The organism is Gordonia sp. NPDC003504, assembly GCF_053587995.1.
Genome location: NZ_JBSFPC010000005.1, coordinates 204,466 through 228,428, shown reverse-complemented (window position 1 = coordinate 228,428; position 23,963 = coordinate 204,466). Strand labels below are relative to the sequence as shown.

The following is a 23,963-nucleotide window of genomic DNA, read 5'->3' as shown; positions in this document are numbered from 1 at the left end:
CCCTGGTTAACCGTGCATCCCGACGTGACCGCAGATCTCGAATCCCTCGACGCCACCCTCACCACCGTGGAGAAGGTGCTCGACGTCGATGAGCTGCGCCGCCGGATCGACGAGCTCGAGATGCAGGCCTCCGACCCCGAGCTGTGGAATAACCAGGAGCACGCGCAGAAGGTCACCAGCGAACTCAGCCACGCCCAGTCGGAGTTGCGGCGCGTGACCGAACTGCGCCAGCGCCTCGAGGACCTTCCCGTGCTCTACGAGCTGGCCGAGGCCGAGGAGGGTGACGACCGCACCGCCGCCCTCACCGACGCCGACACCGAACGCGAGTCACTGCGGACCGACATCCAGGCGATGGAGGTCAAGACCATGCTGGCCGGCGAGTACGACCAGCGTGATGCGCTGGTCAACATCCGCTCGGGCGCCGGTGGCGTCGACGCCGCGGACTGGGCGCAGATGCTGATGCGGATGTATGTGCGCTGGGCCGAACAACACAGCTACTCCGTCGAGGTCTACGACACCTCCTACGCCGAAGAGGCCGGGCTGAAGTCGGCGACCTTCGCGGTGAAGGCGCCGTACATGTACGGCACCCTCTCGGTCGAGCAGGGCACCCATCGCCTCGTCCGGATCAGCCCCTTCGACAACCAGGGCCGGCGCCAGACGTCGTTCGCCGAGGTCGAGGTGCTGCCGGTGGTGGAGACCACCGACCACATCGACATCGACGAGAACGAGCTCAAGGTCGACGTCTACCGGTCGTCAGGTCCCGGCGGCCAGTCGGTCAACACCACCGACTCCGCGGTCCGCCTGACCCACCTGCCCACCGGGATCGTCGTCACCTGTCAGAACGAGAAGAGTCAGCTGCAGAACAAGGCGTCGGCGATGCGGGTGCTGCAGGCCAAACTGCTCGAACGCAAACGTCAGGAGGAGCGCGCCGAACTCGACGCCCTCAAGGGCGACGGCGGCTCGAGCTGGGGTAACCAGATGCGCTCCTACGTGCTGCACCCGTACCAGATGGTCAAGGACCTGAGGACCAACGTCGAGAGCAACAACCCGACCGCCATCCTCGACGGCGATCTCGACAACTTCATCGAGGCCGGAATCCGCTGGCGCATGGCCGATGCCGACGCTTGATCTCGGTGTGGCACAGGTGATCGCCGCCCCCGACATCTGGTCGGTCGCGGCGCAGCCGCTCGCCGCCAACTCTGCCGAACCGGTGTTCGAGCAACTGCTCGGGTCGATCTATCTGTGGCTGGCGACCAGCGGTCTGCAGATGCTGACCTGGGTGCTCGGCGGTTTGCTGACGATCCGGTTGATCCGATGGTCCGCGGATCACTACGCCGCGCGCCTCGAGGCGAACTTTCACAACAGTGACCTGATCGTGCAGACCGAGGACTCCAAGCATCGGCGAGCGTTGGTCGACGTGGTGGCGTGGGTGCTCATCGTCGCCGTGATCGCCGTGGTCCTGATCCGCTTTCTCTCGATTCTCCACGTTCCCATCACCGGCCTGACCGGTCCCGGTGCGGTGATCGGTGCGGCACTCGGTTTCGGTGCGCAGCGGGTGGTGCAGGACATCCTGGCCGGATTCTTCGTCGTCGCCGAACGCCAGTACGGCTACGGCGACGTCGTCAGCCTGACGGTCACCGGCAATGGCCTGGCCGACGGCACGGTCGAGGACGTGACCCTGCGCGTCACCAAGCTGCGGACCAGTGAGGGCGAGGTCATCACCGTGCCCAACGGCCAGATCATCAAGGCCACCAACCTGTCCAAGGATTGGGCACGCGCCGTCGTCGACGTCCCGGTGCCCGCCGAGGCCGACATCGGTCTGGTCAACGAGACCCTCGACCGGGTCGGACGCGACTTCTTCGAGGATCGCAACTGGCATGACCTCCTGCTCGACGCGCCGTCCCCGCTGGGTGTGACCGACCTCGAACTCGACTCGGTGACCGTTCGGATGGTGGCCCGCACGCTGCCGGGCAAGCAATTCGAGGTGAGCCGCGCACTGCGTGTCGCGATCGTTCAGGCCCTGGCCCGTGAGGGCATCACCGTGGCGCCCGGACGTGACGCGCAGTCCGGCGGGGCGCCCCCGGCCACTCTGGCCGACACGATCGGCAAGGGCGGGGACTCATGACCCATCGCAACACTCCTGACGGCGACAAGCCCGAGGACAACATTCCCGCCGGCGACAAGCCCGCCGGCAATGTGCCCGCCGCCACCAACCCCGACAACGAGATCACCGGCGAGATCCCGCGCGTCGATGCGCCCACGACGGACACGCCCACCGGCGGCCGGCCGGCGGGGCAGCCCCATCCGCGTCGGCGGCCCCTGCGCGACCGCAATTGGAAGCACATCTACCGCACCCGGATTCGTACCAGCACGGCGATCCTGCTGGTGGCGTTCCTCGGCTGCTGGACGCTCTACGGCTTCACGTCGCAGCGCTACGCGCCCGCACCGACGACCACCGCACCCGCTCAGGTCGCACGCACCACCACACCGACCTACTATTCCGAGCCGGCGACCACATACTCATCGACCACACCCAGCGTGTCCGAGTCGGTGTCGGGGGAGCCGTCGGTGTCGGGAACCAGCGGAGAAGAGGGTGCCGAGTCGGCTCCGGGAACCGATGAATCGTCGACGACGACCACCAACAAGAATCCGTTCCAGTGGCTGCAGCCCAACACCACCAACACCACGACGACGGTTCCGTCCCGCTGACCTGCGCCTTACCCGGGCAACGCGCCGGGTGCGGCGCCTGAGCGGGCTTCTCAGGCGTCGTCGTTACACTGGCTCACCGTGATCAAGCTGGACAACGTCACGATGAAGTACAAGGCCTCCAGCCGCCCCGCCCTGTCGGACCTGTCCCTCGAGGTCGACAAGGGTGAGTTCGCCTTCCTCATCGGACCATCGGGTTCGGGAAAGTCGACGTTCTTCCGGCTGCTGCTCAAGGAGGATAGACCCACCTCGGGCGACATCTACGTCGGCGATTTCCACGTCAACACGCTCAAGGGCCGGCTGGTCCCGAAGCTTCGTCAGTCGATCGGGTGCGTCTTCCAGGACTTCCGCCTGCTGCAGCAGAAATCGGTCGCCGACAACGTCGCCTTCGCACTCGAGGTGATCGGCAAACCGCCGTCGATGATCCGCAAGATCGTGCCGGAGGTACTCGACTACGTCGGCCTCGAAGGCAAACTCGAACGGATGCCGTATGAACTCTCGGGCGGTGAGATGCAGCGCGTGGCCATCGCACGGGCCATCGCCAACCGGCCGCTGGTGCTGCTCGCCGACGAGCCGACCGGCAACCTCGATCCGGAGACGAGTGAAGAGATCGTCGACGTGCTCGACCGAGTCAACCGCCGCGGCACCACCGTCGTGATGGCCACCCACGATCGCCACATCGTCGACGCGATGCGTCGCCGGGTACTCGAATTCGACAACGGGCGACTCGTCCGCAACGACGAACAAGGGGTCTACGGGATCGGCTGAGGGACATCCGCGCGCACCTGTGAGTGCGCCGCGAATTCCGGGCCGAAGAGACCACGACCACAAAGGACATCCGAGCGACATGCGAGCGCATTTCATCATCAGCGAGGTCTTGAACGGCTTCCGTCGCAACGTCACCATGACGATTGCCATGATCATCACCACGGCCATCACGCTGGGGATGTTCGGTGGCGGCCTGCTGGTGATCCAGATGGCCGACAAGAGTCAGAAGATCTTCCTCGACCGGGTGGAGATGCAGTTCTTCCTCAACGAGGACGTCTCCAAGGCCGATCCCAATTGCCGCCAGGCCCCGTGTACCACGTTGCGCACCGAGCTGGAGAAGCAACCCGGTGTGGGCTCGGTGACCTACGTCAGCGCCCAGGAAGGCTACGAGGCCGCCAAGGCGATGTTCGAGGAGACCTCACCAGAGATCGCCGATCAGATCACCCCGGACACCTTCGCCCAGTCCTCGGTCAAGGTCCGGATGTCGGATCCGGATCGCTTCGACGAGGTCTACACCACCTTCGCCGGCCGACAAGACCTCGGCATCGAGGGAGCGCTCGATCAGCGAGAGTTGGTCAAACGCATCTTCGGGGTGCTCGACGGCGTGCGCAATGCCGCCTTCGCCGTGGCGGCGATCCTGGCGGTGGCGGCCATCCTGCTGATCGTCAACACGGTGCAGGTCGCCGCCTTCACCCGCCGAACCGAGGTGTCCATCATGCGGCTCGTCGGTGCCACGCGGTGGTACACGCAGCTGCCGTTCCTGCTCGAGGCAGTGTTCGCCGCCCTCATCGGATCCTTGCTGGCCGTCGGCGGATTGTTCCTGGCCAAGATCTTCTTCTTCGACCGTGCACTGGCCGGGCTCTACGGCGTCAACATCGTGCCGCGGGTGACCGCGGGTGACGTCCTGCTGGTGTCACCCTGGCTCGTCATCGGCGGAATTGTGTTGGCAGCGGCGACCGGATATGTCACGCTGCGTGTCTACGTCCGGGAGTGAACGGGCCGTCGCGCGCGTTGTACACCCGGAGGATTTCCATCAACCACTGCATTTCGACGAACCACTGCACCCGAGGAGGTGAGTAGCCGCCATGGCGAAGGAAAAGGGACGCAACCTCATCGCGTCCAACCGCAAGGCCCGGCACAACTACACCATTCTCGACACCTACGAAGCCGGCATCGCGCTCCTGGGCACCGAGGTCAAGAGTCTGCGTGAGGGCAAGGCGTCCCTGGTGGATGCGTTCGCCACCATCGATGACGGCGAGGTGTGGTTGCGTGGACTGCACATCGCGGAGTACGGCAACGGGTCGTGGACCAACCACGCACCGCGCCGCAACCGAAAACTGCTCATGCACCGTCGCGAGATCGACAACCTGATCGGCAAGATCCGCGACGGCAATCTCACCCTGGTGCCGCTTTCGATGTACTTCCACGACGGTCGGGCCAAGGTGGAGATCGCGTTGGCCCGCGGTAAGCAGGCCCACGACAAGCGCCAGGATCTCGCCCGGCGCACCGCCCAGCGTGAGGTGGCCCGCGAGGTCGGCCGGCGCGTGAAGGGTATGTGATCGCTGCGGTGACAGCGCCCGGACTCGGTCGCCGTCGTCGACGGTGGGTGGTCTGGCTGAGCGCTCTGGTCGTCGCGGTGCTGTCGCTGGCCGGATGTGCCCCCGAGCAGTCCGCTGCCGAACAGATCGGCGGCTCCGGGCCGGCGATCGCGGGGTTACCCGCCACCCCGCCGATGGGCTGGAACAGCTGGAACACCTTCGGCTGCGGAATCACCGAGCAGATCGTGCGCGCCCAGGCCGATGCGCTGGTTTCCTCCGGACTCCGTGACGCGGGGTATCGCTACGTCGTCGTCGACGACTGTTGGATGGCCCCGACCCGGGACGACGACGGCCGACTACGTGCCGACCCCACGCGTTTCGCCGCCGGGATCGCCGCACTCGCCGACTACATCCACGCCCGCGGACTGAAGTTCGGCATCTACGCCGGCGCGCAGGACAAGACGTGTGCGCAGTACACCGGAAGCTATCCGGGCGCGACCGGAAGCGGTGGCCACGAGAGCACCGACGCGGCGACCTTCGCGTCGTGGGGAGTGGACTTCCTCAAGTACGACTGGTGCTCCGGTACCTCCTCGCACGACGATCAGGTCTCGGCCTTCACCGCGATGCGCGACGCGATCCGGGCGACCGGGCGGCCCATCGTCTACGGCATCAACCCGAACAGCGGCGTGTCCGGATCGGTGCCCGGAGCCGAATTCGATTGGGGCGGTGTGGCAACGATGACGCGGGCCACCAACGACATCACCCCGGCATGGTCCACCGACGCGGGACCGTCGGGCTATCAGGGCATCACCGACATCGTCGACGCCGCTGCTCCGCTGGGCAATCGGGTCTCCGATGGTCGGTTCGTCGATCCGGACATGCTGGTGGTCGGGGTCGGCAACGCACTCACGCCGGCGATGCAACGCACCCAGATGTCGATGTGGGCGATGATGGCCGCGCCGCTGATGGCCGGCAACGACCTCACCACGATGAGCACCCAGACCCGCGACATCCTCGCCAATGACGCGATTATCGGCGTCGATCAGGACCCGCGGGTCCGCGCCGGTGCGATGGTCGGTGACGATCCCGAGATCTGGAGTCGGGCACTCGGCGACAAGGGCCTCGTCGTCTCACTGACCAACCGGGGCGATCATGCGCGCACGATGTCGGTGTCGCTGACCAGTCTCGGTCTCAACGGCGATGCGTCGGTGGCCGGCGTCGACGCCTGGACCGGTAAGCGCTACCAGGCCTCCGACGGGCAGTTGTCGGTTCCCGTGGGTGTCGCCGACACCGCGATGCTGTCGATTCAGTGACGTGGTCGCGGCGGTGCGGGGACGGCTGCGAGAAATGGGAATGAACCTGTCCGTCCGGGTTGTTACAATGAACTGCTCGCCCCTCACCGGGCGGGTCTCGTCTCGGGGCTGATCGGTTTCGACTACGTTCGCCGAGGCGGGGGAAGCGTGTCGGTGCAGGCCAGAGACCACCGTATAAGCGTCGCGGCAACCAATTAAGCGCCGATAAGAATCAGCGCGATTACGCCCTCGCTGCCTGACAGCGAGCCCGTAATCTGTCGGCCCGGATCATGCTCCCGGATCCGGTGCCGGCATCAGCTTCGGGAGCTCACCGTTCGCACCGGTCGCGGGTGCGGATGGGACATTCAACAGCGACTGGGATCGTCATCTCGGCTTGTTCGCGTGACCGGGAGATCCGAGTAGAGACACAGTGAACTGCACACGGAGAAGCCCCGCTGACACGACGGAGGACCCGGGTTCAATTCCCGGCAGCTCCACAGCGATGTGCCCCCTACCTATGTCAGGTAGGGGGCACATTTCATTCCTGGCGTGCCATGTGGGTGAGTGCCATGCGGGCGGGAGGGAATTGGTCAGCGTGGTACGACGGGCTGTGCAACGTGAATCTCGTAAGCAGACCGCGCAGGGAAGAAGACGGGGAAGAAGCGACGACCACGCTCGATGACCTCCGCGCACGCCGTCCCGGAAACCGTGAGCGGATCGACCGCGTTCGCGCCCAGATGAATCACGACACCGCGATCTATCGGCTTGTGCAACTCCGTAGGGATGCGGGGTTGGTGCAGAAGGAGGTGGCTGACATCGTGGGAGTTGGACAGAACCGTGTGTCACGAATCGAGAAGGGTGACCTGGCCACCACCACGGGCTCGACGTTGCAGAAGTACGTCGAGGCGCTCGGCAGTGAACTCGAACTCATGGTGAAAAAGGCCCGACGGGACCGTGGCTCCGCTGGACATCAACCGCGAGACGATGCCTGCGTAGCTCGTGGACCCTCAGCCACGCAATGGGTGGGACGCCCGGGAAGTGACGTCCGAGGCGGGCATGCGTCCACCTCTGCCTCGGCAACGGAATCTCAACGCACGCAGTCTGATGCTGGTCACGGCTGAGGAGACACTCGTTCGGCCGACCGCTCACCGCGCCACCGCGGGCGCCACCAACGTCCGATCGCCGGCACGCATCAACGCGCTCCCGGTTCCACCGCCGACGGCTCCGATCGCCACCCGCCCGGCACGGATCGCGGCGTCGAGGTCGATTCCGGTCTCGACGCCGCTGTCGCGCAGCAGATAGACGAGGTCCTCGGTGGCGATGTTGCCGCTCGCCCCGGGCGCGAACGGGCAGCCGCCGAGGCCGCCAACCGATGCATCGAGACGCGAGATGCCGGCCTGCACAGCGGCATACGCACTCGCCAGGCCGCTGCCGCGAGTGTTGTGGAAATGCGCGCCCAACGGCAGTTCGCCGATCAGCGGAACCACCTGCGCGACAAGATCACGCACGCGCCCCGGGGTGGTGGTGCCGATGGTGTCGGCGACGCTGATGCGGTCCGCGCCCGCGTCGACGGCCCGTGAGATCACTCCGGTGACCCGCTCCGGGGGCGTCGGACCGTCGAAAGGGCAATCCCACGCGGTCGCCACGATCACCTCGACGCCGGCGTTCGCCGCATGTGCCATCGCGACGATCCCTTCGATGAGGGCGACCGACGCCTCGGTGTCCCGGCCGACATTGGCGCGGCTGTGCGCATCCGACGCCGACACCACGTATTCGAGGTTGGTGAGCCCCGCGTCAAGGGCGCGTCGCACCCCGCCCACTGAGGCGACCAGGGCCGAGAAGCTCACGCCCGGAAAGCGATCGAGGTGGGTACACAGTTCGGCGGCGTCGGCGAGCGCCGGGACCTTACTCGGCGAGACGAAGGCGGTGACCTCCACCTCACGCACGCCGGTGTCGCAGATCGCCTCGAGCAGTTCGAGTTTCGCGGCCGTGGAGATCGGTTCCTCGATCTGCAGGCCGTCGCGCATCGCGACGTCGCGAATGGTCACATCCATCAGATCACTCCCTCGTCGGCCAACTCGGCCACCTGCTCCGCGGAGAGCCCGAGCACCTCACCGTAAACCGCCGCGTTGTCACATCCCGGTTCGGGTGGACCGGCATTGCGGATCCGTCCCGGCGTCTCGCTGAACTGCGGCACCACACCCGGACCGCGCACCACCCGACCGGCCCGTTCGTCGAAATGGTCGGCAATCATGCCGCGCGCCTGCAGATGGGGGTCAGCGACCACCTCGGCGATGGTGTTCACCGGGCCGACCACGACGCCCGCCTCCGACAGCACGTCGGTGAGCTTGTCGGCGGAGAACTGCGTCGACCATTCACCGATCAGCGCATCGAGCTCGTCCTGATTGCGGCCGCGCGCCGCATGATCGGCGAAACGCGGATCGGTGGCCAACTCGGGTTGCCCCATCGCCGCGCACAGCCGCGCGAACACAGAATCCTGGTTGGCGGCGATGATCACGTGCGTGCCGTCGGCGGTGGGGTAGAGGTTCGACGGGGCAATCCCGTCGAGTCGAGTACCCGACGGTCCGCGCACCACGCCACCCACGTCGTAGTCCGCGATCGCCGATTCCTGCACGGCGACACAGGATTCCAGCAGCGAGGTATCGACCACCTGCCCCTTGCCGGTGACGCTGCGCCGATACAGTGCGGCCAGCGCGCCCTGGGTGGCGAACATTCCGGCCAGGGTGTCGCCGAGTGACAGCGACAATCGCGGCGGCAATTGGCCGGGATAGCCGTTGATGTAGCGCAACCCGCTCGCCGCCTCGGCGACCGAGGCGTATCCGGCACGCGACGCATCGGGTCCGGTCTGTCCGTACCCGGACACCCGGACGATCACGATGCCGGGATTGCGTTCGAGGAGCACGTCGGGTCCGATGCCGAGACGTTCGAGCGTTCCGGGCCGGAAGTTCTCGACGATGATGTCGGCGCGGTCGGCGAGACGGAGAAACATCTCCCGGCCACGATCGGAGCGCAGGTCGAGGGTGATGGCCCGCTTGTTGCGGCCGTGCACGGTCCAGTAGAAGCGGTTCCCGTCGACCTCGGCCTGCCCCCAGGTACGGATCGGGTCGGGTCGATTCGGCGGTTCGATCTTGATCACGTCGGCGCCCATGTCGCCGAGGAGCCGGGCGGCATGCGGGCCGGCGATGAGGGTGCCGAGTTCGAGCACGGTGACCCCGTCGAGGGGGCCGGTGGGCTCGTCGTTCGACGGTGCCGTCGGCCGGGATGCGGAAGCGCTCATCCCTTCAGTGTGGCCGGGGACGGGCCTCCGGGGCAATCCGCCACCAGGTTCAAATGCCCTCTGAAGTGGCAAAACGCCTGAATGGCGGCGACAACGTGAAAATGAGCCAGAATTTGAAATCTCTGCACATTGGTTCGCGAATCGAACAATGGGGTGGCATTGGCGACGGTGAAGCGATTCGAGCAGATGTCTGCGGGGCGCGTGGTGTCCACCGCGGGCTCGGCGATCGCGACGCTCGGTCGGCTGCTCGAACTGTTCGCGACCGCCGCGAGCCGCGGGTGCGGATCTGGTCCGCGGGCATCGTGGGCGGCGGCACCGTGGCGGTGCTGGTGGTGCTCGGCGCGTCGGTCGGCGGATCGATCGGTGTCGAGGCGTTCGGCACGGGTCTGCCCGTCGGGTCGGTCACGTCGATCGCTGCCCACGACGGGCAGGTGGTGGTGCGGTTCACCGTGGACGGCGGCATCGACTTCCCCGCCGACGTGTCCGATCACGGTGGATCGCAACGGCTGTCGGAGCAGCGACATCGCCGGAGGGGTGGCAGCGCTTCCGGGGAACTGATGCCGTCGTCGGTGATTCACTGAGCTCTGGCTGTGTTCTATGTCATACCGACCCGCTAGTGTTGCCCACGCGTCATCGTTGTCCAATGAGTTCAGGAGGGACCATGTCCGCACAGACGACATCCGAGTCCGCACAGACGACATCCGATTCCGGGTTGTTGCCCGACATCTCACTGTGGGACATCCTCCGCGGCATCGGGTCGCTCCGCTGCGACCTCGGCAGCATCGTGCGGACGCTGCCCGCCCTGATCCCGCAACCGCCGACCCGGCGCATGTCGATCGGGAAGCGGTTCGTGCAGGCCGCCGAGAAGTACCCGGACAACGACTTCCTGCGATTCGAGGGCCGGTCGATCACCTACCGTGAGGCCAATTCCCAGGCCAATCGGATCGCCGATTATCTTACACGCCAAGGTATTTCGAAGGGCGACGTCGTCGCCGTGCTGTCCCGCAATCACCCCGACGTGGTGATCACGATGCTGGCGATCGTGAAGGTGGGCGCCATCGCGGGCATGCTCAACTTCCATCAACGCGGGGCGGTGCTCGAACACAGCCTCGGGCTGATCGATGCGTCCCTGGTGATCTACGAGGAGGACCTCGCCGAGGCCTTCGAATCGGTTTCCGAGCAGGTGCTCCCGCCGCTGCGTGTCTCCTTCGACCAACTGCACCGCGAGGTCGCGACGTGCTCGCCGGTCAACCCGGTCGCCACCGACGCGATCACCCTGGGCGACACCGCCTTCTACATCTTCACCTCGGGAACCACCGGATATCCCAAGGCCTCCAAGATGAGTCACTTCCGGTGGCTCACCGCGATGGCGGGCATCGGGGGCGTGGGGATCCGGCTGCGCAGCGACGACGTCATGTACACCGCGCTGCCCTTCTACCACAACAACGCGCTGACCATCTCGGTGTCGTCGGTGCTGGCATCGGGGGCGTGCCTGGCCGTCGGCCGAACGTTCTCCGCGTCGCGGTTCATCGACGAGATCATCGAGAACGATGCCTCGGCGTTCTGCTACATCGGCGAACTGTGCCGGTATCTGCTCGCGCAGCCGGCCAAACCCACCGACCGCGCCCATCGGCTCCGGCTGGCCGTCGGCAACGGGCTGCGACCCGACATCTGGGACGAGTTCACCGCGCGTTTCGGCATCGATCGCATCGTCGAGCTGTATGCCGCCAGCGAGGCCAACATCGGATTCGTCAACATCCTCGGCATCCCGAAGACGGCAGGATGGACGGTTCTGAAGTACGCCATCGTCGCGTACGACGAGGAGTCCGGTGAACCGCGACGCGACGCCGCCGGCCGCGTCATCAAGGTCGGCAGACGTGGTACCGGACTGCTGCTCGCCGAGATCAATCGCCGGGTGCCCTTTGACGGGTACACCGATGCGAAGGCGTCGGCGAAGAAGATCGTCACCGACGCCTTCAAGACCGGCGACCGCTGGTACAACAGCGGCGATGTGGTTCGCGACCAAGGCTTTTCGCATATCGGGTTCGTCGATCGCATCGGCGACACCTTCCGGTGGAAGGGGGAGAACGTCGCCACCACGGAGGTGGAGGCGGTCCTCGATGCCCACCCGGCCGTCGCGGAGGCGGTGGTGTTCGGCGTGCCGGTTCCCGGTGCCGACGGGAAGGCCGGGATGGCCGCGGTCAGCCTCATCGAGGGCGCGACCTTCGACGCCGCCGATCTGGCCCGCCACGTCGCCGACGGTCTACCGGGCTACGCCGTACCGCTCTTCGTCCGGATCACCGATCACCTCGAACACACCTCGACCTTCAAGAACATGCGCTCGGACCTACGGCGGGAATCGTTCTCCGGCGCCGGTGACGACGCGGTGTACGTGTTCTCCGGCGGCGAGTATGTGGAGTTCTACGAGGGGTTCGTCGACTCGCTGGGTTCGCCGCGCCCGACCGCCACGTCATCGTGACCACCGCGCACCAACTGATCACGCACGAAATCGAGTGCCGCACCCTGCCATAGCCGGAGGTGATCGAGCATCGGATGTCCTCCGCCGGGCACCGGGAGGTAGGTGGCATCGTTCCCGGCCGCGCGCAGTTCCGCGACACCCTGAGCGGTTCGCTTGGCGGACGTCACCGTATCGGCCTCACCGTGGATCGCGACCACCCGGGCGGTGCCGTGGATGACGCGCCAGTCGGCGAATTGCCACCACGGTGCCAGGCCGAGCACACCGCTCACCCGTTCGTCGGCGGCGAGTCGTGCGGCGATCCGGCCGCCCATCGAATGGCCGATCACCGCGACCGGGGTGTCGGGATGGTCGCGGGTGATCGCCTCGAGGGCGGCCCGTGCGTAGGGCATCGGTGAGGCCTGTCCGCCGTTCCAGCCGTAGACGCGGTAGCGCACCTGACGGACCTCGACGCGGCGACCGAACCGCAACCGGATCGACCAGGTGAACGGATACATCCGCAGCGCCGAGCCCTGCCAGGGCGAGAAGCGTCGATAGCTGGCGTCGGTGCCGCCCGGTAACACCAGGACCAACAACTCCGGCGTGGCCGCCGGGCGCAGGGGGAACAGCGTCACGCGGGTTCCTTTCACAACCGAATGGCAATTGGGATTCACAGTAACCGTTCGGCTCGGCAGGCCTTCCGGACCGGCGGATCGATGGCACAATTTGGCATATGGCACATCCTCGCGCCGGCACTCCGGCACTGCCCGAAGACCTCATCGACGTGGCCGCAGTGGAAAAGGCCTACTACGACAACATTCCCGATCCCGAGAACCCGCTGCAACAGGTGGTGTTCGGCACCTCGGGTCACCGCGGTTCGAGCCTCGATACCGCGTTCAACGAAGCGCACATCCTCGCCACCACGCAGGCGATCGTCGAATATCGCACCGGCGCCGGGATCACCGGCCCGCTGTTCATCGGCTACGACACGCACGCGTTGTCGATCCCGGCGTGGCGTTCGGCGCTCGAGGTGCTCGCCGCCAACAAGGTGACCACCCTGACCGCGGAGGGGGATGGGTACACCCCGACACCGGCCGTCAGTCGCGCGATCCTGAAGTTCAATGCGGAGAATCCCGGTGTGGAATCCGACGGCATCGTGGTGACTCCGTCGCACAATCCGCCCCGCGACGGTGGCTTCAAATACAATCCGCCGTCGGGGGGGCCCGCCGACACCAACATCACCTCGTGGGTCGCCAACCGGGCCAACGAGTTGCTACGGGCGAATCTCGTCGGCGTCCAACGCATTCCGTTCGAGACCGCGCGGGCCAGTGAGTACGTGTCGGAGTATCCGTTCATGAGGCATTACTGCGATGCGCTGGCCGGGGTCATCGACATGGAGGCCATCCGCTCGGCGGGCATCCGGATCGGCGCCGACCCGCTCGGTGGGGCGGCGGTGGGATATTGGGCCGCAATCGGATTCCGCTACAACCTGCCGGAACTCACGGTCGTCAACCCGACCGTGGACAAGACCTTTTCGTTCATGACCCTCGACACCGACGGCAAGATCCGGATGGACTGCTCCTCGCCCAACGCGATGGCATCGCTGGTCGCCGCGCGCGATCACTACGACATCGCCACCGGCAACGACACCGACGCCGACCGCCACGGCATCGTCACCCCGGACGCCGGCCTGATGAATCCCAATCACTACCTCGCCGTCGCCATCGACTACCTGTTCACCCACCGTTCCGGATGGTCGGAGAACGCGGGAGTCGGCAAGACCCTCGTGTCGTCCTCGCTGATCGACCGCGTCGTCGCCGGTATCGGCCGCCGACTCGTCGAGGTACCCGTCGGCTTCAAGTGGTTCGTCGGCGGACTGCTCGACGGGTCGATCGCCTTCGGTGGTGAGGAAAGTGCGGGAGCATCCTTCCTGACCTTCGACGGTGGACCGTGGACCACCGACAAGGACGGCATCATCCTGGCCCTGCTGGCCTCGGAAATCCTTGCGGTGACCGGCAAGACGCCGTCGCAGCGGTACCGGGAACTCGCCGACGAGTACGGGGAGTCGGCCTACGCGCGGGTGGACGCACCGGCCTCGCGGGAGCAGAAGGCCGTCCTGTCGAAGTTGTCGTCGGATCAGATCACCGCGACCGAACTCGCCGGCGAGAAGATCACCGCCATCATGACCCACGCACCCGGCAACGACGCGGCGATCGGCGGGGTCAAGGTGACCACCGACAACGCCTGGTTCGCCGCCCGCCCGTCCGGCACCGAGGACGTTTACAAGATCTACGCCGAATCCTTCAAGGGCGCAGACCATCTCAAGGAGGTCCAGGTGCAGGCGCAGGAAGTGGTGGACGCCGCACTCGGCTAATGCCCTAGGTCAGGTCCACCTGGTCGGCTGCCCACCGCCACAACTTGGGCGGGCGTCCGCCGGAGGTCGGTGCCACGCCGGCCTCGGTGAGTACATCGATCCGGGCGAGATCGCGATTGAGGTTCGCGCGGTGGACCTCGGCGCCGGTGAGTTGCCGGGTGATGGCGACGGCGTCGGTGGCGGTGAATTCGGCGCCGGTCAGTCCCCGGGTGAAATCGAGGTCCCGCCACAGCCGTTCGGCGAGCAACCGGCGGGCGGTGGTGACGATCGTCGAGTGATCGAAGACGAGTGCCGGAGGGTGATCCAGTGGTTCCCACAGGGTGCGGGCCGTGTGGATGCTCCCGTCGTTCCAGAAGGTTGCCCACATTGCGATCGACAACGACGGCCCACGCGGATCCCGGCTGGGCTCGTCGAAGGTCTGCAACTGACCGAGTGCGCTCGGCACCGCGGCGATGCCGAGTTTTGTCACCGCCCGGAGGGCCGCCTCGCGCAGACGTTCACCGCTGCGCACCACCACGCCCGGTAGCGCCCGCCGGCCCCGATACGGTTCGGTCTCGCGCGCATGGGTGGCCACCAGCACCCGGCGCGCGGAGACGTCGTAGGTCAGCGCCACCACGTCGACGCTGACGACGCTCAGGATGGCCGGGTCGATACCGCCCGAGGTCGTGCGGTCGGCGCCGGGCTCGTCGGTGGTGTTCTTGTCGGCGCTGGCCACGTGATGCTCCTGTCGGTCCGTCGGGGCCCGTCCGCGGTGATCACGACCGGAGCGCCGGTTGCCTCGGAGATCAACCTAGTCACCTCACCCGCCGACGTGGGCAGTGGTCGCAGATCCGGGCGCGCCGCCGCGGCGATGCGGGTCAGCTCGCCCAACCGGTCGAGATCCCCGGCCGGGGTCGGGCGCACCGGGGTGTGCACGCCGTTCCAGCTGTCGGCCACCGCCAATCCCGGTGTGCCGAGCACGTCGAGGTGCGACACCGCGACGCCGTCGAGTCCACCACAGATCGCCGCCGCGTACCGCAGGGCCGGCAGGTCGAGGTGCCCGGTCCGCCACGCGCCCTGATATCGCCCCTCCCGATTGTGGGTGTCGGGCAACTCCGGATGGGCCGCCTCCGTCGGCATCGGGCCCGCGCCGTGGCGGGTCGCGTAGCACCGGGTCGCTCCGAGCACCGTCGGGCGGTGTCCGGCGGCGGTGAGCTCTCGCCGCAGCGCACCGGGCAGCACCGTCGACCACGTGGTGTGCGGATGGAAACCGTGCCACTCGTCCAGCAGGGCACCCTGGCTGCCCTCGAAGATCACGGTGCCCGACGCCAGCGTCGCCGCCAGATGTGCGTCGGCGTCGTCGAGAATGGTGATCGCCGACGCGATGTCGGTCAGCGCGTCGGCGATCGTCCCGACCGATTCGATCCCATCGGCACCGGCCGCGGTCAACAAGGGTCGGGCAAAGGCGCTCAACGCATCCAGGGACCGTACGATGGCCCGCCGGTCACGCAGCATTCCCATGGTCAGGGGCGCGACATCGGGAGCGTCGGCGTACACCCGGAAATTCCCGATCGTCTCGCCGGCGCGGGCGCCGCGTGCCACGGCCAGGTCATAGGCCCGGGTTTCCCCGATGCCCTCCCCGCACGAGCCGTGACGGGCGTTGCCGCGCAACGATTCCCGGGCGCGATTCATCGCCGCATGGATCGGCGTGGTGACCAGGGCGCGGGCGTCGGCACCGATCAGGCCGAGCGGTTCGACGACGCCGAGGCGCGCCAACCCGGCGGCCTCGACCGCCAGCAGCAGCGGGTTGATCATCATCGGTGCGCGCAAGATGGTACGCACGTCCAGCAGGGAGGCCGAACCGAACTGCCGGAAGGTGTGGTGCCGGGCGCCGTGGCAGACATTGTGGGCTGCCTGCGCGCCCCCGGAGAACCGGACGACCGCGGCCGTGTCGGGAATCGTCGACGCCAGGACATCGACGGTCGCACCCTTGGCCTCATCGCCGTACCCCAGGCCGACGACCACGATCGGTGACCCGTGGGGACGGGTGGCGGGCGTCCGGTTCTCTTGGTGAGTCATGGTGCGCTCCTTACAGATCTGTCGGCAGGATGCCACCGCCGTCGGCGATGGGCGTGAGTCGTGCCAGCGCCGTCCCGACCGCCGCACCGGCACTGCTTCCGGCCGCATCCAGGTCGGCCACCCCTTCGGCCACGCTGATCGACTCCTCGGTGACACCGATGGTGACGGCGATCAGGTCGGCGACCCCGTCGGGATCGTCGAGCTTGACGAAGCGTTCCCCGACGATGGCTCGCCAGTGGTCTTCGACCTCCGGATCGTCGTAGTAACTCGTCAGATTCGGCAGCACGTAGAAGACGTGGAAGCGTTGCGCCAGTTGCCGGTACACGTCGGCGACGTCACGATCCTCACCGATGTCGTCGCCGACGAAGCGGCGCACCGAGTCGGCGAACAGCGCGGGCTTGTTCATCTCGTCGCCGATGAAGAACACATATCCCTTGCGCCCGTGCTTCTCCCAGGCGTCGGTGACGCAGCGAGTGGCGAGGAAGTAGGCGGCCAGGGCGTACCCTTCGCGTTTGTCGCCGCCGCCGCCGCCCTCGAGGTAGATCTCACGCAACTGCTCGTCGATCCGATTGTCGGATTCGAACTGCCCGATCTGCAGGGGGACGGCATCGAACTGGTCATCGCCGATGGCGCCCACCATGATCTGCGGGTCGTCGACGTAGCCGCCGCGCGTCAACAACCCGAGCAGATCCGACAATCGTTTCTGCACCGTGATCGGTACCCGGCCCATCGAACCGGTGACGTCGTACAGGACGACGATCGGGGTGGAGCGGGGGTGATCGGCGCTGTCTCGTGCCTCCCGGACGGTGGCGCCATACGCATCGAGTGCCGGTGCGGCCATCCGCAGGTGGCGCGGGGTGTTACGCATCCGTGCCGAGTAGCCGAAATCGTCGGCTCCGGCGGCGCGGCGTGCGTCGGCGGCCGCCTGGTAGGCGCCGGTGTCCCAGTATCCCTGTCCCATGATCAATTCCTTTCTCGAACGGGTGTGGTGAAGGGTCGAAATCTGCGGGGGCCGTGCAGGACTCCGATCAGGAGGTCGTATTCGCGGAGCGACTCCCGTGGGGTGAGTGCGGCGCTGCGCCGTGCGAAGGTGGTCTGCCGCGGTGCCCGATCCGCGAGCATCGTCGCGAAGAGGTCGGCCAGGGCGGCGCCGTCGGATGTGGCTCCGCCGTGTGCTCCGCACCAGCCGGTGAGCACGACACCGTGGTCGCCCGGGTGGATCAGGACGGTGTCGAGTCCGAGGTTTCCGTGACGGGTGGCCGCGGCGTCGAGGGTCATCAGGATGCGACGTGCCATCCAGGCCCAGTCCCGCCCGTCGAGTCCCTGCGGGCTCGCGGCACGCACCGCACGCAACGACACCAGTCCGTCGGGGAGCCGATAGGCGATCCAGCGTCGGTTGGCGGTGACGGCGTCGTCGACGATGTCGGCGGCGAATCGGGACATCCCGTGTCGGTCCAGCCGGCATATCGCGTGACCCACGGTGCCGATGGCATCGTTCGCTGATCGCGTGCGGGCGATCTCGATGCGTACAGACGGGTTGTCGGTTCGATAGCCGGCCACGGAGTCGGTCGCCCAGAGCCTTTCTCGCAGAGCGTATGTGCCGGATGAGCCACGGACATGTGGCTCGGTGGGGGCCGAGACGTCCGCGGTGGCGGTGAATGCGGCGTAGAGCGCGTTGAGGGTCATCGTCGCGTCACGTGCGACGTCGGGGTCGATGCCCACCGATACGGCGCGGTCGGGATGGACGGCGCCGAGAAGGATGCGATGGCGACGACGGGCTGCTCGTCGATCGGCCGGGTCGGTGGCCGATCCGCTGAAGACGTCGGCGGGTCGACGTGCCGCCTCGATGAGCGTGATCGCGTCGGTGGGGGTGGTGGCGAACATGAAATTACTCTAACTGAGTAATAGCTTGGCCGCAAGATCGCCGCTATCGGCAGTTACCCTGGCTCGATGATGCCGTTCGCGCCCGTAGAGGCTCCGTTGTCGCCGGAGACGGCCCTGACGCGGATCGCGTGGCTGCTCGAGCGCCGCCGGGAGAGCAGCTACCGCGTCGAGGCCTTCCGTAGGGCGGCGCATGCCGTCGCCGGGCACCCGGCCGGGGATCTGGCCACGCGCGCGGTGGCGGGGACTCTCACGGCGATTCCGGGAATCGGGAAGACCACCGCCGCCGTCATCGCGGAGTCGCTCGATGGTCGGCTACCGGACTACCTCGCGCGATTGCAGGATGAGGGTTCGCCCCATGACCCCGGCGTGGCCGCCGAACTCGTCGCCGAGGCGCGCGGAGATCTGCACGCCCACACCACCTGGAGTGACGGTGGCGCATCGATCGACGAAATGGCCGCTGCGGCACAAGCACTCGGGCTCGATTGGATGGCCATCACCGACCACTCGCCCCGACTCGCCGTCGCCAACGGGTTGAGTGTCGAGCGACTGCGCCGACAGATCGATGAGATCGATGAGTGGAATGCTCGATCCGGCACCGGATTTCGTCTGTTGCGCGGGATCGAGGTGGACATCCTCGACGACGGCTCGCTCGATCAGTCCGACGAGATGCTGGACCGTCTCGACGTCGTGACGGCGTCCGTGCACTCGGCACTGCGGATGGATCACGATGCGATGACCGCGCGGATGGTGGCGGCGGCGAGCGATCCGCGGGTCACCGTCCTGGGGCACTGCACCGGCCGTCGAGTGCTGACCGGTCGCGGTCACCGGCCGCCGTCCACCTTCGATGCGCACGCCGTCTTCGAGGCGTGCGCGGCGAACAGCACTGCGGTGGAGATCAATTCACGTCCCGAGCGTGTCGACCCACCCGACGACCTGATCGACATCGCGCGGGATCGGGGATGTCTGTTCGCCATCGATTCCGACGCGCACGCGCCCGGTCAGCTGGAGTTCCCCATTCTCGGTGCGCGGCGCGCCCAGGAGCACGGTATCGAGCCGGATCGGATCCTCACGACGTGGCCGGTGGAACGGGTGCTCGCGTTTGCCGATCACTCCTGACCCGGTGTACCACGGCCGTGGCCATCGGCCCGGCCGCCCAACCAGTTGTCGATGTCTCGTTGCGCCTGCGTGGCGACCGGCGTGGCATGACCGGTGAAGCCATGGGGCACATCGGGATACAGGCGAAGGTCGACGTTGTTTCCGGCATCGGTCAGACGCTCCACCATTGCGAGATTGTCGTCGAGGAGCACATCGTCGGTGCCGATCACGACCAGCGTCGGTGGGAGCCCGGACACCTCACCGAAGATGGGGGAGATGTCCGGAATCGTGCGATCGCGGACGTGCCCGGCGTATGCCTCGATGAAATACTCGCCGGTGATGGTGGCCCCGGCGGGGGTCGCGCCGCTGAGGTCGTAGGTTCCCGCCTCGAGTACGGCCCCCGCGAAACTCTCGGCCGATCCCTGATCCCGAAGCCGCAGCAGGGTGGTCATCGTCAGGGTCGCGCCCGCCGACATCCCACCGATGGTGAGCCGGGTGGTGCCGAAGCGATGCTGCGCGTGGTCGATGATCCAGTGGGCCACCGCCTCGCAGTCGTCGGGTGCCGCGGGCCACGGATTCTCCGGAGCCAAACGGTAGTCGACCCCGATCACGGCGACACCCAACGCATCTGCCATGCGTTCGTTCCGGGCGTCATCACGGGCCGAGGGCCGCAGGTAGAAACCGCCACCGTGGATGGCGAGGTGGACGCCGGTGATCGCAGATCGGTGCGGCAGGGTGATGCGTATCGCGACCTCGCGGTCACCGGTCTCGATGGTGAGGGCCGACGTGCGCCCGGCCGCGGGCGGCGCTGTGTGCGCCGACCGCGCGCGGTGCACCTCGTCGAGCGACTGTGCACCCACCCCACTCGGACGGTGCGCGTAGAACTCGCGGGTGGCGGCGAGGTCACCGGCGGCCACCGGCACCAGTGCTGCTCGCCGCACGCTCATCGGATCCTGCGCTGCGGACGTCACACCGCAGTTTAGACCGCGACGAGTCCCGAACCCTCTCGGATGTCGGCGGGCAGATCCTCGTCCGGTGATCCCAGGCCGAAATGCTCGCGCAGAGTACTGCCCTGGTACTCCCGTCGGAACAGCCCGCGCCGCTGCAGCTCTGGGACGACGTAGTCGACGAAGTCGTTGAACGTTCCCGGTGTCTGCGCGCTGGAGACGATGAACCCGTCGGCCTCGCCGCCGGTGAACGATTGCTCGATCTGGTCGGCGACATCGGAGGCGGTTCCCACGAACTGCGGCAGCAAGACGCCCTGGGCGTAGAGCTTCCCGATGTCGCGCAACGTCAGTTGATCGCGGTGGCTCAGGCGACGTGCCACATCGAAGAGTCCCTGCGTTCCGCTCACCTGGACATCCTCGACCGGTGCGTCGAGGTCGTATTGGGAGAAGTCGTGGTCGGTGTGCACCGAGAGCGTGATGAGGCCGGAGATCGGGTCGGCGAGTTCGTTGTGGAATGCCTGCTTTTCCCGCGCGATCGATTCGGTCTCCCCGATGAACGGAATGAACGACGGAAAGATGTTGACGTGATCGGGATTTCGGCCGAAATTGTCGGCGCGCGACTTGACGTCGTCGTAGTAGGCGCGGCGTCCCTCCGGGGTGGGGTCGATCTCGAAGATGGCCTCCGCCCAGCGGGCGGCGAAGTCCTTGCCGGTGTTCGACGATCCGGCCTGGATGAGGACCGGACGATGCTGTGGTGAGCGTGGCTGGTTGAGGGGGCCGCGCGTGCGGTGATACTTCCCGTCGTGGTCGACGGTCCGGATCTTGGCGGGATCTGCCCAGACGCCGGACTCCTTGTCGGCGACCACGGCATCGGCCTCCCAACTCGACCACAGCTTGACCGCGGTCTGCACGAACTCCTCGGCCCGCGCATAGCGTTCGTCGTGCTCGACGTGGGTGTCACGTCCGAAGTTGTGGGCCTCGGCCTCCGACAGCGAGGTGACGATGTTCCAGGCGATGCGGCCGCGGGTGAGGTGATCGAGCGAGCCGAAGACACGCGCCAGCTCATACGGGTGAAAGTAGGTGGTGGACTTGGTGACCGCGATGCCGAGGTGAGTGGTCACGGCGGCGATACTGGCGGCCACGAGCGACGGATCGATGGTGGCCGCGGCCTGGGTGCCGCGTCGGAACGGCTCGGACTGGTCACCGCCGAACCGGACCGGGGCCGCGAGGAGGTCGGCGAAGAAGGCGAAATCGAACTTTCCGCGTTCGAGGATGCGGCCGACGCGATGATAGTGGTCGGGCCCGAAGTAGTCGGTCACCGAGCCCGGATGCCGCCACGCCGCATGAGAGTGGGTGACGGGGGAGGCGATCAGGAAGCCGCCGAGGTGCAGCTGTCGTGTCATCGGATGTCCTTGTGGTGTCGGGAATCGTCTACGCCGCACAGCTAATCGCTGCGGGGTGCCGAATGCCACGGTTGAAGTCAGGGTGGGTGAATGCGGTGGGGAGCGACCGACGGATCGGCCAATGGTGTCCAACGGCACTTGCCCGATTGTGGCGGATCGGGCCACAGTGGGGACGTGGAGGCGAGTGCGGGTCCCCTCGGCGATCAGAGTGTGCGGTGGCGTCGACTGGTGGCCTACTGGCTGCTGGCCTGTGCGTTCTCGTGGTCGTGGTGGATTCCGCTGGCGCTCACCGATGTCGCGGTGGGTCCCGGTCAGGGATGGCCCAGTCATCTGCCTGGGCTGCTCGGGCCGGCCGTGGCCGCGGTGGTCGTGGTCGCGGTGACCGAAGGGCGGGAAGGCCTGCGGCGGCTGTGGGCGCGGGTGATCCGGTGGCGAGTGTCCTGGTGGTGGTTTGTCCTGGTGCTGGCCACCGCCGCATGCGCCTTGCTCGCCTATCCGGCGGCGTGGCTATCGGACTCGGCTGCGCCCACGGCCGCCGACTTCGCCGCGTACTCCGGCGTCGGCGCATGGCCGGTGGTCGTGATGCTGATCTACGTCGTCGTCGTCAACGGACTCGGCGAGGAAACGGGATGGCGCGGATACCTCGCCGAGGGGCTGTTGGGGCGGTTCGGCATCACCACCACCGGTCTGATCGTCGCGCTGCCCTGGGCGCTGTGGCACCTGCCGATGTTCTGGGTGGTCAGATCATTTCGCGACTTCGGTGTGGCGGGCACCGTCGGATGGCTCGTCGGTCTGACGGCCGGCTCGATCGTGCTGGCCTGGATCTACGCGCGCTCGGGGCATAGCGTGCTGATCGTCGCGCTGTGGCATACCGCGTTCAACCTCACCTCGGCGACCGATGCGGCCGCGGGTCTGCCGGCCGCGCTCAGTTCGACGCTGGTGATGATCGCCGCGGTCGCGATCCCCGTGGCGGCAGGGGTGGCGCGTCGTCGAAACGCGAAGTCGCGGTCCGGGGTCGCCTCACCCGGCTGACTTCCGGGAAGCTGTTGACAGCCGCGGTTTTTCGACTCATCCGTAGGTCACCACGAGCGGTGCGTGATCCGACAGTCGTTCGGCGGGCGACGGCTCCTTGTCGACGGTGACCTGGGTGGCCAGCCGAGCCAGTCCGGGCGTCGCGAGTTGATGATCGACCCGCCAACCCACGTCCTTGACGAAGGACTGACCCGCCCAACTCCACCAGGTCAGCGGTCCCGGCCGGTCTCCGTGGACGGCGCGCACCACGTCGACGAGCCTGCGCGTGCCGAGGAGTTCGTCGAACCAGTCGCGGTCGGACGGGAGGAAACCGTCCATGGTGCGTGCGGCGCGCCAGTTGGTCACGTCGTGCCGGGTGTGGGCGATGTTCAGATCGCCGACGAGGAGGAACTCGCGCCCCGCGCGCAGGGCGGCCAGTCGGTTGCGGTTCACCTCGCGCGCGAACGCGGCGAGGAATCGCTGCTTGCGTTCGTACTTCGCCCCACCGTCGGGCTGCTCACGCATAGAGCCCGGACGTTGCAGGTGTGCGGGCAGTCCGCCCTTGGGGAGGTACAGGCAGGCCACCGTTACGGGATGGTCGGCCAGGTCGACCTCGATGTAGCGACCGTGCTTTGCGAACTCGCCGAGCACGCGGGCCCGGGGTGGGTGGGTCACCCACGTCCGAACCGCGGCGGCGGGTGTTCTGGTCAGCACGGCCACACCGTTACGCCCCGGCACCGATCCGACGTCGAGGGCGGTCGAATAGCCGGGGAACACCCCCACCTCCGGTGCGGGACACCGCAGTTCCTGCAGTGCGATGACGTCGGCGGATCGCTGTGCCAGCCACTCGTCGAAGCCGCGGCGACGCGCTGCCCGGATGCCGTTGACGTTGAATGTCGCGACCGTGAACGTTTCGGCGATGCGTGAAGCCATGATCACCACTGTGCCAGTGGGAGTTCCGTTGAGGCGGCGTGATCCGACGACCTGGGCCGGTCGAGGACCGGCCCGAGATGTGCCGGCTACCACGAATGGAGAACTACTACGAATGGAGTAGTCGGATCTCGTCGGCGGGCATGAGGCGCCGCGCATCGTCCTCCACTTGACTGGAACACGGGGCCAACGGGCCCGAGTTCA

23 protein-coding genes and 1 other RNA gene are annotated in these 23,963 nt (G+C 67.1%); 14 read left to right on the top strand and 10 right to left on the bottom strand.

All coding sequences use genetic code 11. The features are described 5' to 3' along the window. Positions 1–12 precede the first annotated feature (12 nt). The 9 genes from prfB to ACWDPV_RS12200 all read left to right on the top strand — a co-directional run bounded on the left by prfB (position 13) and on the right by ACWDPV_RS12200 (position 7,425). Positions 13–1,128: a peptide chain release factor 2 gene (gene prfB, locus ACWDPV_RS12240; RefSeq protein WP_449743169.1), complete on the top strand. Its 1,116-nt coding sequence runs from the start codon at positions 13–15 to the stop codon at positions 1,126–1,128. Beyond that, complete coding sequence (locus ACWDPV_RS12235; protein ID WP_449743168.1) at positions 1,115–2,125, top strand: mechanosensitive ion channel family protein; 1,011 nt, start codon at positions 1,115–1,117, stop codon at positions 2,123–2,125. Before prfB ends, ACWDPV_RS12235 begins: the two co-directional genes overlap by 14 nt. Next, positions 2,122–2,709, top strand: coding sequence for a hypothetical protein (locus tag ACWDPV_RS12230; protein WP_449743167.1), 588 nt, complete (start codon positions 2,122–2,124; stop codon positions 2,707–2,709). Before ACWDPV_RS12235 ends, ACWDPV_RS12230 begins: the two co-directional genes overlap by 4 nt. Before the next feature lie 78 nt (positions 2,710–2,787). Next, positions 2,788–3,474, top strand: coding sequence for a cell division ATP-binding protein FtsE (ftsE, locus tag ACWDPV_RS12225; protein WP_449743166.1), 687 nt, complete (start codon positions 2,788–2,790; stop codon positions 3,472–3,474). Between the two features lie 79 nt (positions 3,475–3,553). Continuing rightward, positions 3,554–4,468 (top strand): permease-like cell division protein FtsX, encoded by a 915-nt coding sequence (gene ftsX, locus ACWDPV_RS12220; protein ID WP_449743165.1) that lies wholly within the window; start codon positions 3,554–3,556, stop codon positions 4,466–4,468. 91 nt (positions 4,469–4,559) lie between these two features. After that, complete coding sequence (smpB, locus tag ACWDPV_RS12215; RefSeq protein ID WP_348804345.1) at positions 4,560–5,033, top strand: SsrA-binding protein SmpB; 474 nt, start codon at positions 4,560–4,562, stop codon at positions 5,031–5,033. Positions 5,034–5,041: 8 nt separating this feature from the next. Continuing rightward, positions 5,042–6,325 carry a glycoside hydrolase family 27 protein gene (locus tag ACWDPV_RS12210; RefSeq protein ID WP_449743164.1) on the top strand — a complete coding sequence of 428 codons (1,284 nt, stop codon included), beginning with the start codon at positions 5,042–5,044 and terminating at the stop codon, positions 6,323–6,325. Positions 6,326–6,429: 104 nt separating this feature from the next. Then, positions 6,430–6,804: a transfer-messenger RNA gene (gene ssrA / locus ACWDPV_RS12205) on the top strand. 54 nt (positions 6,805–6,858) lie between these two features. Next, complete coding sequence (locus ACWDPV_RS12200; protein WP_449743163.1) at positions 6,859–7,425, top strand: helix-turn-helix domain-containing protein; 567 nt, start codon at positions 6,859–6,861, stop codon at positions 7,423–7,425. A gap of 24 nt (positions 7,426–7,449) precedes the next feature. On the opposite strand, the gene ACWDPV_RS12195 is transcribed toward ACWDPV_RS12200, so the two are convergent. Beyond that, positions 7,450–8,358, bottom strand: a complete 909-nt coding sequence (locus ACWDPV_RS12195; protein ID WP_348809434.1) for a hydroxymethylglutaryl-CoA lyase — start codon at positions 8,356–8,358, stop codon at positions 7,450–7,452. Further along, positions 8,358–9,602 (bottom strand): CaiB/BaiF CoA transferase family protein, encoded by a 1,245-nt coding sequence (locus ACWDPV_RS12190; RefSeq protein WP_449743162.1) that lies wholly within the window; start codon positions 9,600–9,602, stop codon positions 8,358–8,360. The genes ACWDPV_RS12195 and ACWDPV_RS12190 overlap by 1 nt, the downstream gene beginning before the upstream one ends. Here ACWDPV_RS12190 and ACWDPV_RS12185 point away from each other — a divergent pair. Together ACWDPV_RS12185 and ACWDPV_RS12180 are read left to right on the top strand one after the other, a co-directional pair. Further along, a complete protein-coding gene (locus ACWDPV_RS12185; RefSeq protein WP_449743161.1) occupies positions 9,587–10,183 on the top strand; it encodes a hypothetical protein in 597 nt (198 codons plus the stop codon). The genes ACWDPV_RS12190 and ACWDPV_RS12185 overlap by 16 nt on opposite strands. A gap of 80 nt (positions 10,184–10,263) precedes the next feature. Continuing rightward, on the top strand, positions 10,264–12,081 hold the full coding sequence (locus ACWDPV_RS12180; RefSeq protein WP_449743160.1) for a long-chain-acyl-CoA synthetase: 1,818 nt from the start codon (positions 10,264–10,266) through the stop codon (positions 12,079–12,081). Here ACWDPV_RS12180 and ACWDPV_RS12175 read toward each other — a convergent pair. Beyond that, positions 12,024–12,692: an alpha/beta fold hydrolase gene (locus ACWDPV_RS12175; protein ID WP_449743159.1), complete on the bottom strand. Its 669-nt coding sequence runs from the start codon at positions 12,690–12,692 to the stop codon at positions 12,024–12,026. The two genes, ACWDPV_RS12180 and ACWDPV_RS12175, sit on opposite strands and share 58 nt — an antisense overlap. Before the next feature lie 98 nt (positions 12,693–12,790). On the opposite strand from ACWDPV_RS12175, the gene pgm reads away from it, so the two are divergent. Further along, positions 12,791–14,431 carry a phosphoglucomutase (alpha-D-glucose-1,6-bisphosphate-dependent) gene (gene pgm / locus ACWDPV_RS12170; protein ID WP_449743158.1) on the top strand — a complete coding sequence of 547 codons (1,641 nt, stop codon included), beginning with the start codon at positions 12,791–12,793 and terminating at the stop codon, positions 14,429–14,431. Between the two features lie 4 nt (positions 14,432–14,435). Here pgm and ACWDPV_RS12165 read toward each other — a convergent pair whose 3' ends face one another. The 4 genes from ACWDPV_RS12165 to ACWDPV_RS12150 are packed head-to-tail and all read right to left on the bottom strand — an operon-like array spanning position 14,436 to position 18,373. Beyond that, positions 14,436–15,083: an NUDIX hydrolase gene (locus ACWDPV_RS12165; RefSeq protein ID WP_449743280.1), complete on the bottom strand. Its 648-nt coding sequence runs from the start codon at positions 15,081–15,083 to the stop codon at positions 14,436–14,438. Continuing rightward, the gene (locus ACWDPV_RS12160) at positions 15,065–16,489 is read right to left on the bottom strand and encodes an adenylosuccinate synthetase (protein ID WP_449743157.1); all 1,425 of its coding nucleotides are present in this window, start codon (positions 16,487–16,489) and stop codon (positions 15,065–15,067) included. The genes ACWDPV_RS12165 and ACWDPV_RS12160 overlap by 19 nt, the downstream gene beginning before the upstream one ends. Before the next feature lie 10 nt (positions 16,490–16,499). Then, positions 16,500–17,450: a hypothetical protein gene (locus ACWDPV_RS12155; RefSeq protein ID WP_449743156.1), complete on the bottom strand. Its 951-nt coding sequence runs from the start codon at positions 17,448–17,450 to the stop codon at positions 16,500–16,502. 2 nt (positions 17,451–17,452) lie between these two features. Further along, positions 17,453–18,373, bottom strand: coding sequence for a hypothetical protein (locus tag ACWDPV_RS12150; RefSeq protein WP_449743155.1), 921 nt, complete (start codon positions 18,371–18,373; stop codon positions 17,453–17,455). Positions 18,374–18,439: 66 nt separating this feature from the next. On the opposite strand from ACWDPV_RS12150, the gene ACWDPV_RS12145 reads away from it, so the two are divergent. Next, the gene (locus ACWDPV_RS12145) at positions 18,440–19,489 is read left to right on the top strand and encodes a PHP domain-containing protein (RefSeq protein ID WP_449743154.1); all 1,050 of its coding nucleotides are present in this window, start codon (positions 18,440–18,442) and stop codon (positions 19,487–19,489) included. On the opposite strand, the gene ACWDPV_RS12140 is transcribed toward ACWDPV_RS12145, so the two are convergent. After that, the gene (locus ACWDPV_RS12140; RefSeq protein ID WP_348804328.1) at positions 19,480–20,415 is read right to left on the bottom strand and encodes an alpha/beta hydrolase; all 936 of its coding nucleotides are present in this window, start codon (positions 20,413–20,415) and stop codon (positions 19,480–19,482) included. The two genes, ACWDPV_RS12145 and ACWDPV_RS12140, sit on opposite strands and share 10 nt — an antisense overlap. A 32-nt stretch (positions 20,416–20,447) precedes the next feature. Then, a complete protein-coding gene (locus ACWDPV_RS12135; RefSeq protein ID WP_449743153.1) occupies positions 20,448–21,818 on the bottom strand; it encodes an LLM class flavin-dependent oxidoreductase in 1,371 nt (456 codons plus the stop codon). A gap of 174 nt (positions 21,819–21,992) precedes the next feature. On the opposite strand from ACWDPV_RS12135, the gene ACWDPV_RS12130 reads away from it, so the two are divergent. Beyond that, a complete protein-coding gene (locus tag ACWDPV_RS12130) occupies positions 21,993–22,850 on the top strand; it encodes a CPBP family intramembrane glutamic endopeptidase (protein ID WP_348804326.1) in 858 nt (285 codons plus the stop codon). 36 nt (positions 22,851–22,886) lie between these two features. Here the strand turns inward: ACWDPV_RS12130 and ACWDPV_RS12125 are convergent, their stop codons facing one another. Continuing rightward, positions 22,887–23,762: an exodeoxyribonuclease III gene (locus ACWDPV_RS12125; RefSeq protein ID WP_449743152.1), complete on the bottom strand. Its 876-nt coding sequence runs from the start codon at positions 23,760–23,762 to the stop codon at positions 22,887–22,889. Positions 23,763–23,963: the final 201 nt, after the last annotated feature.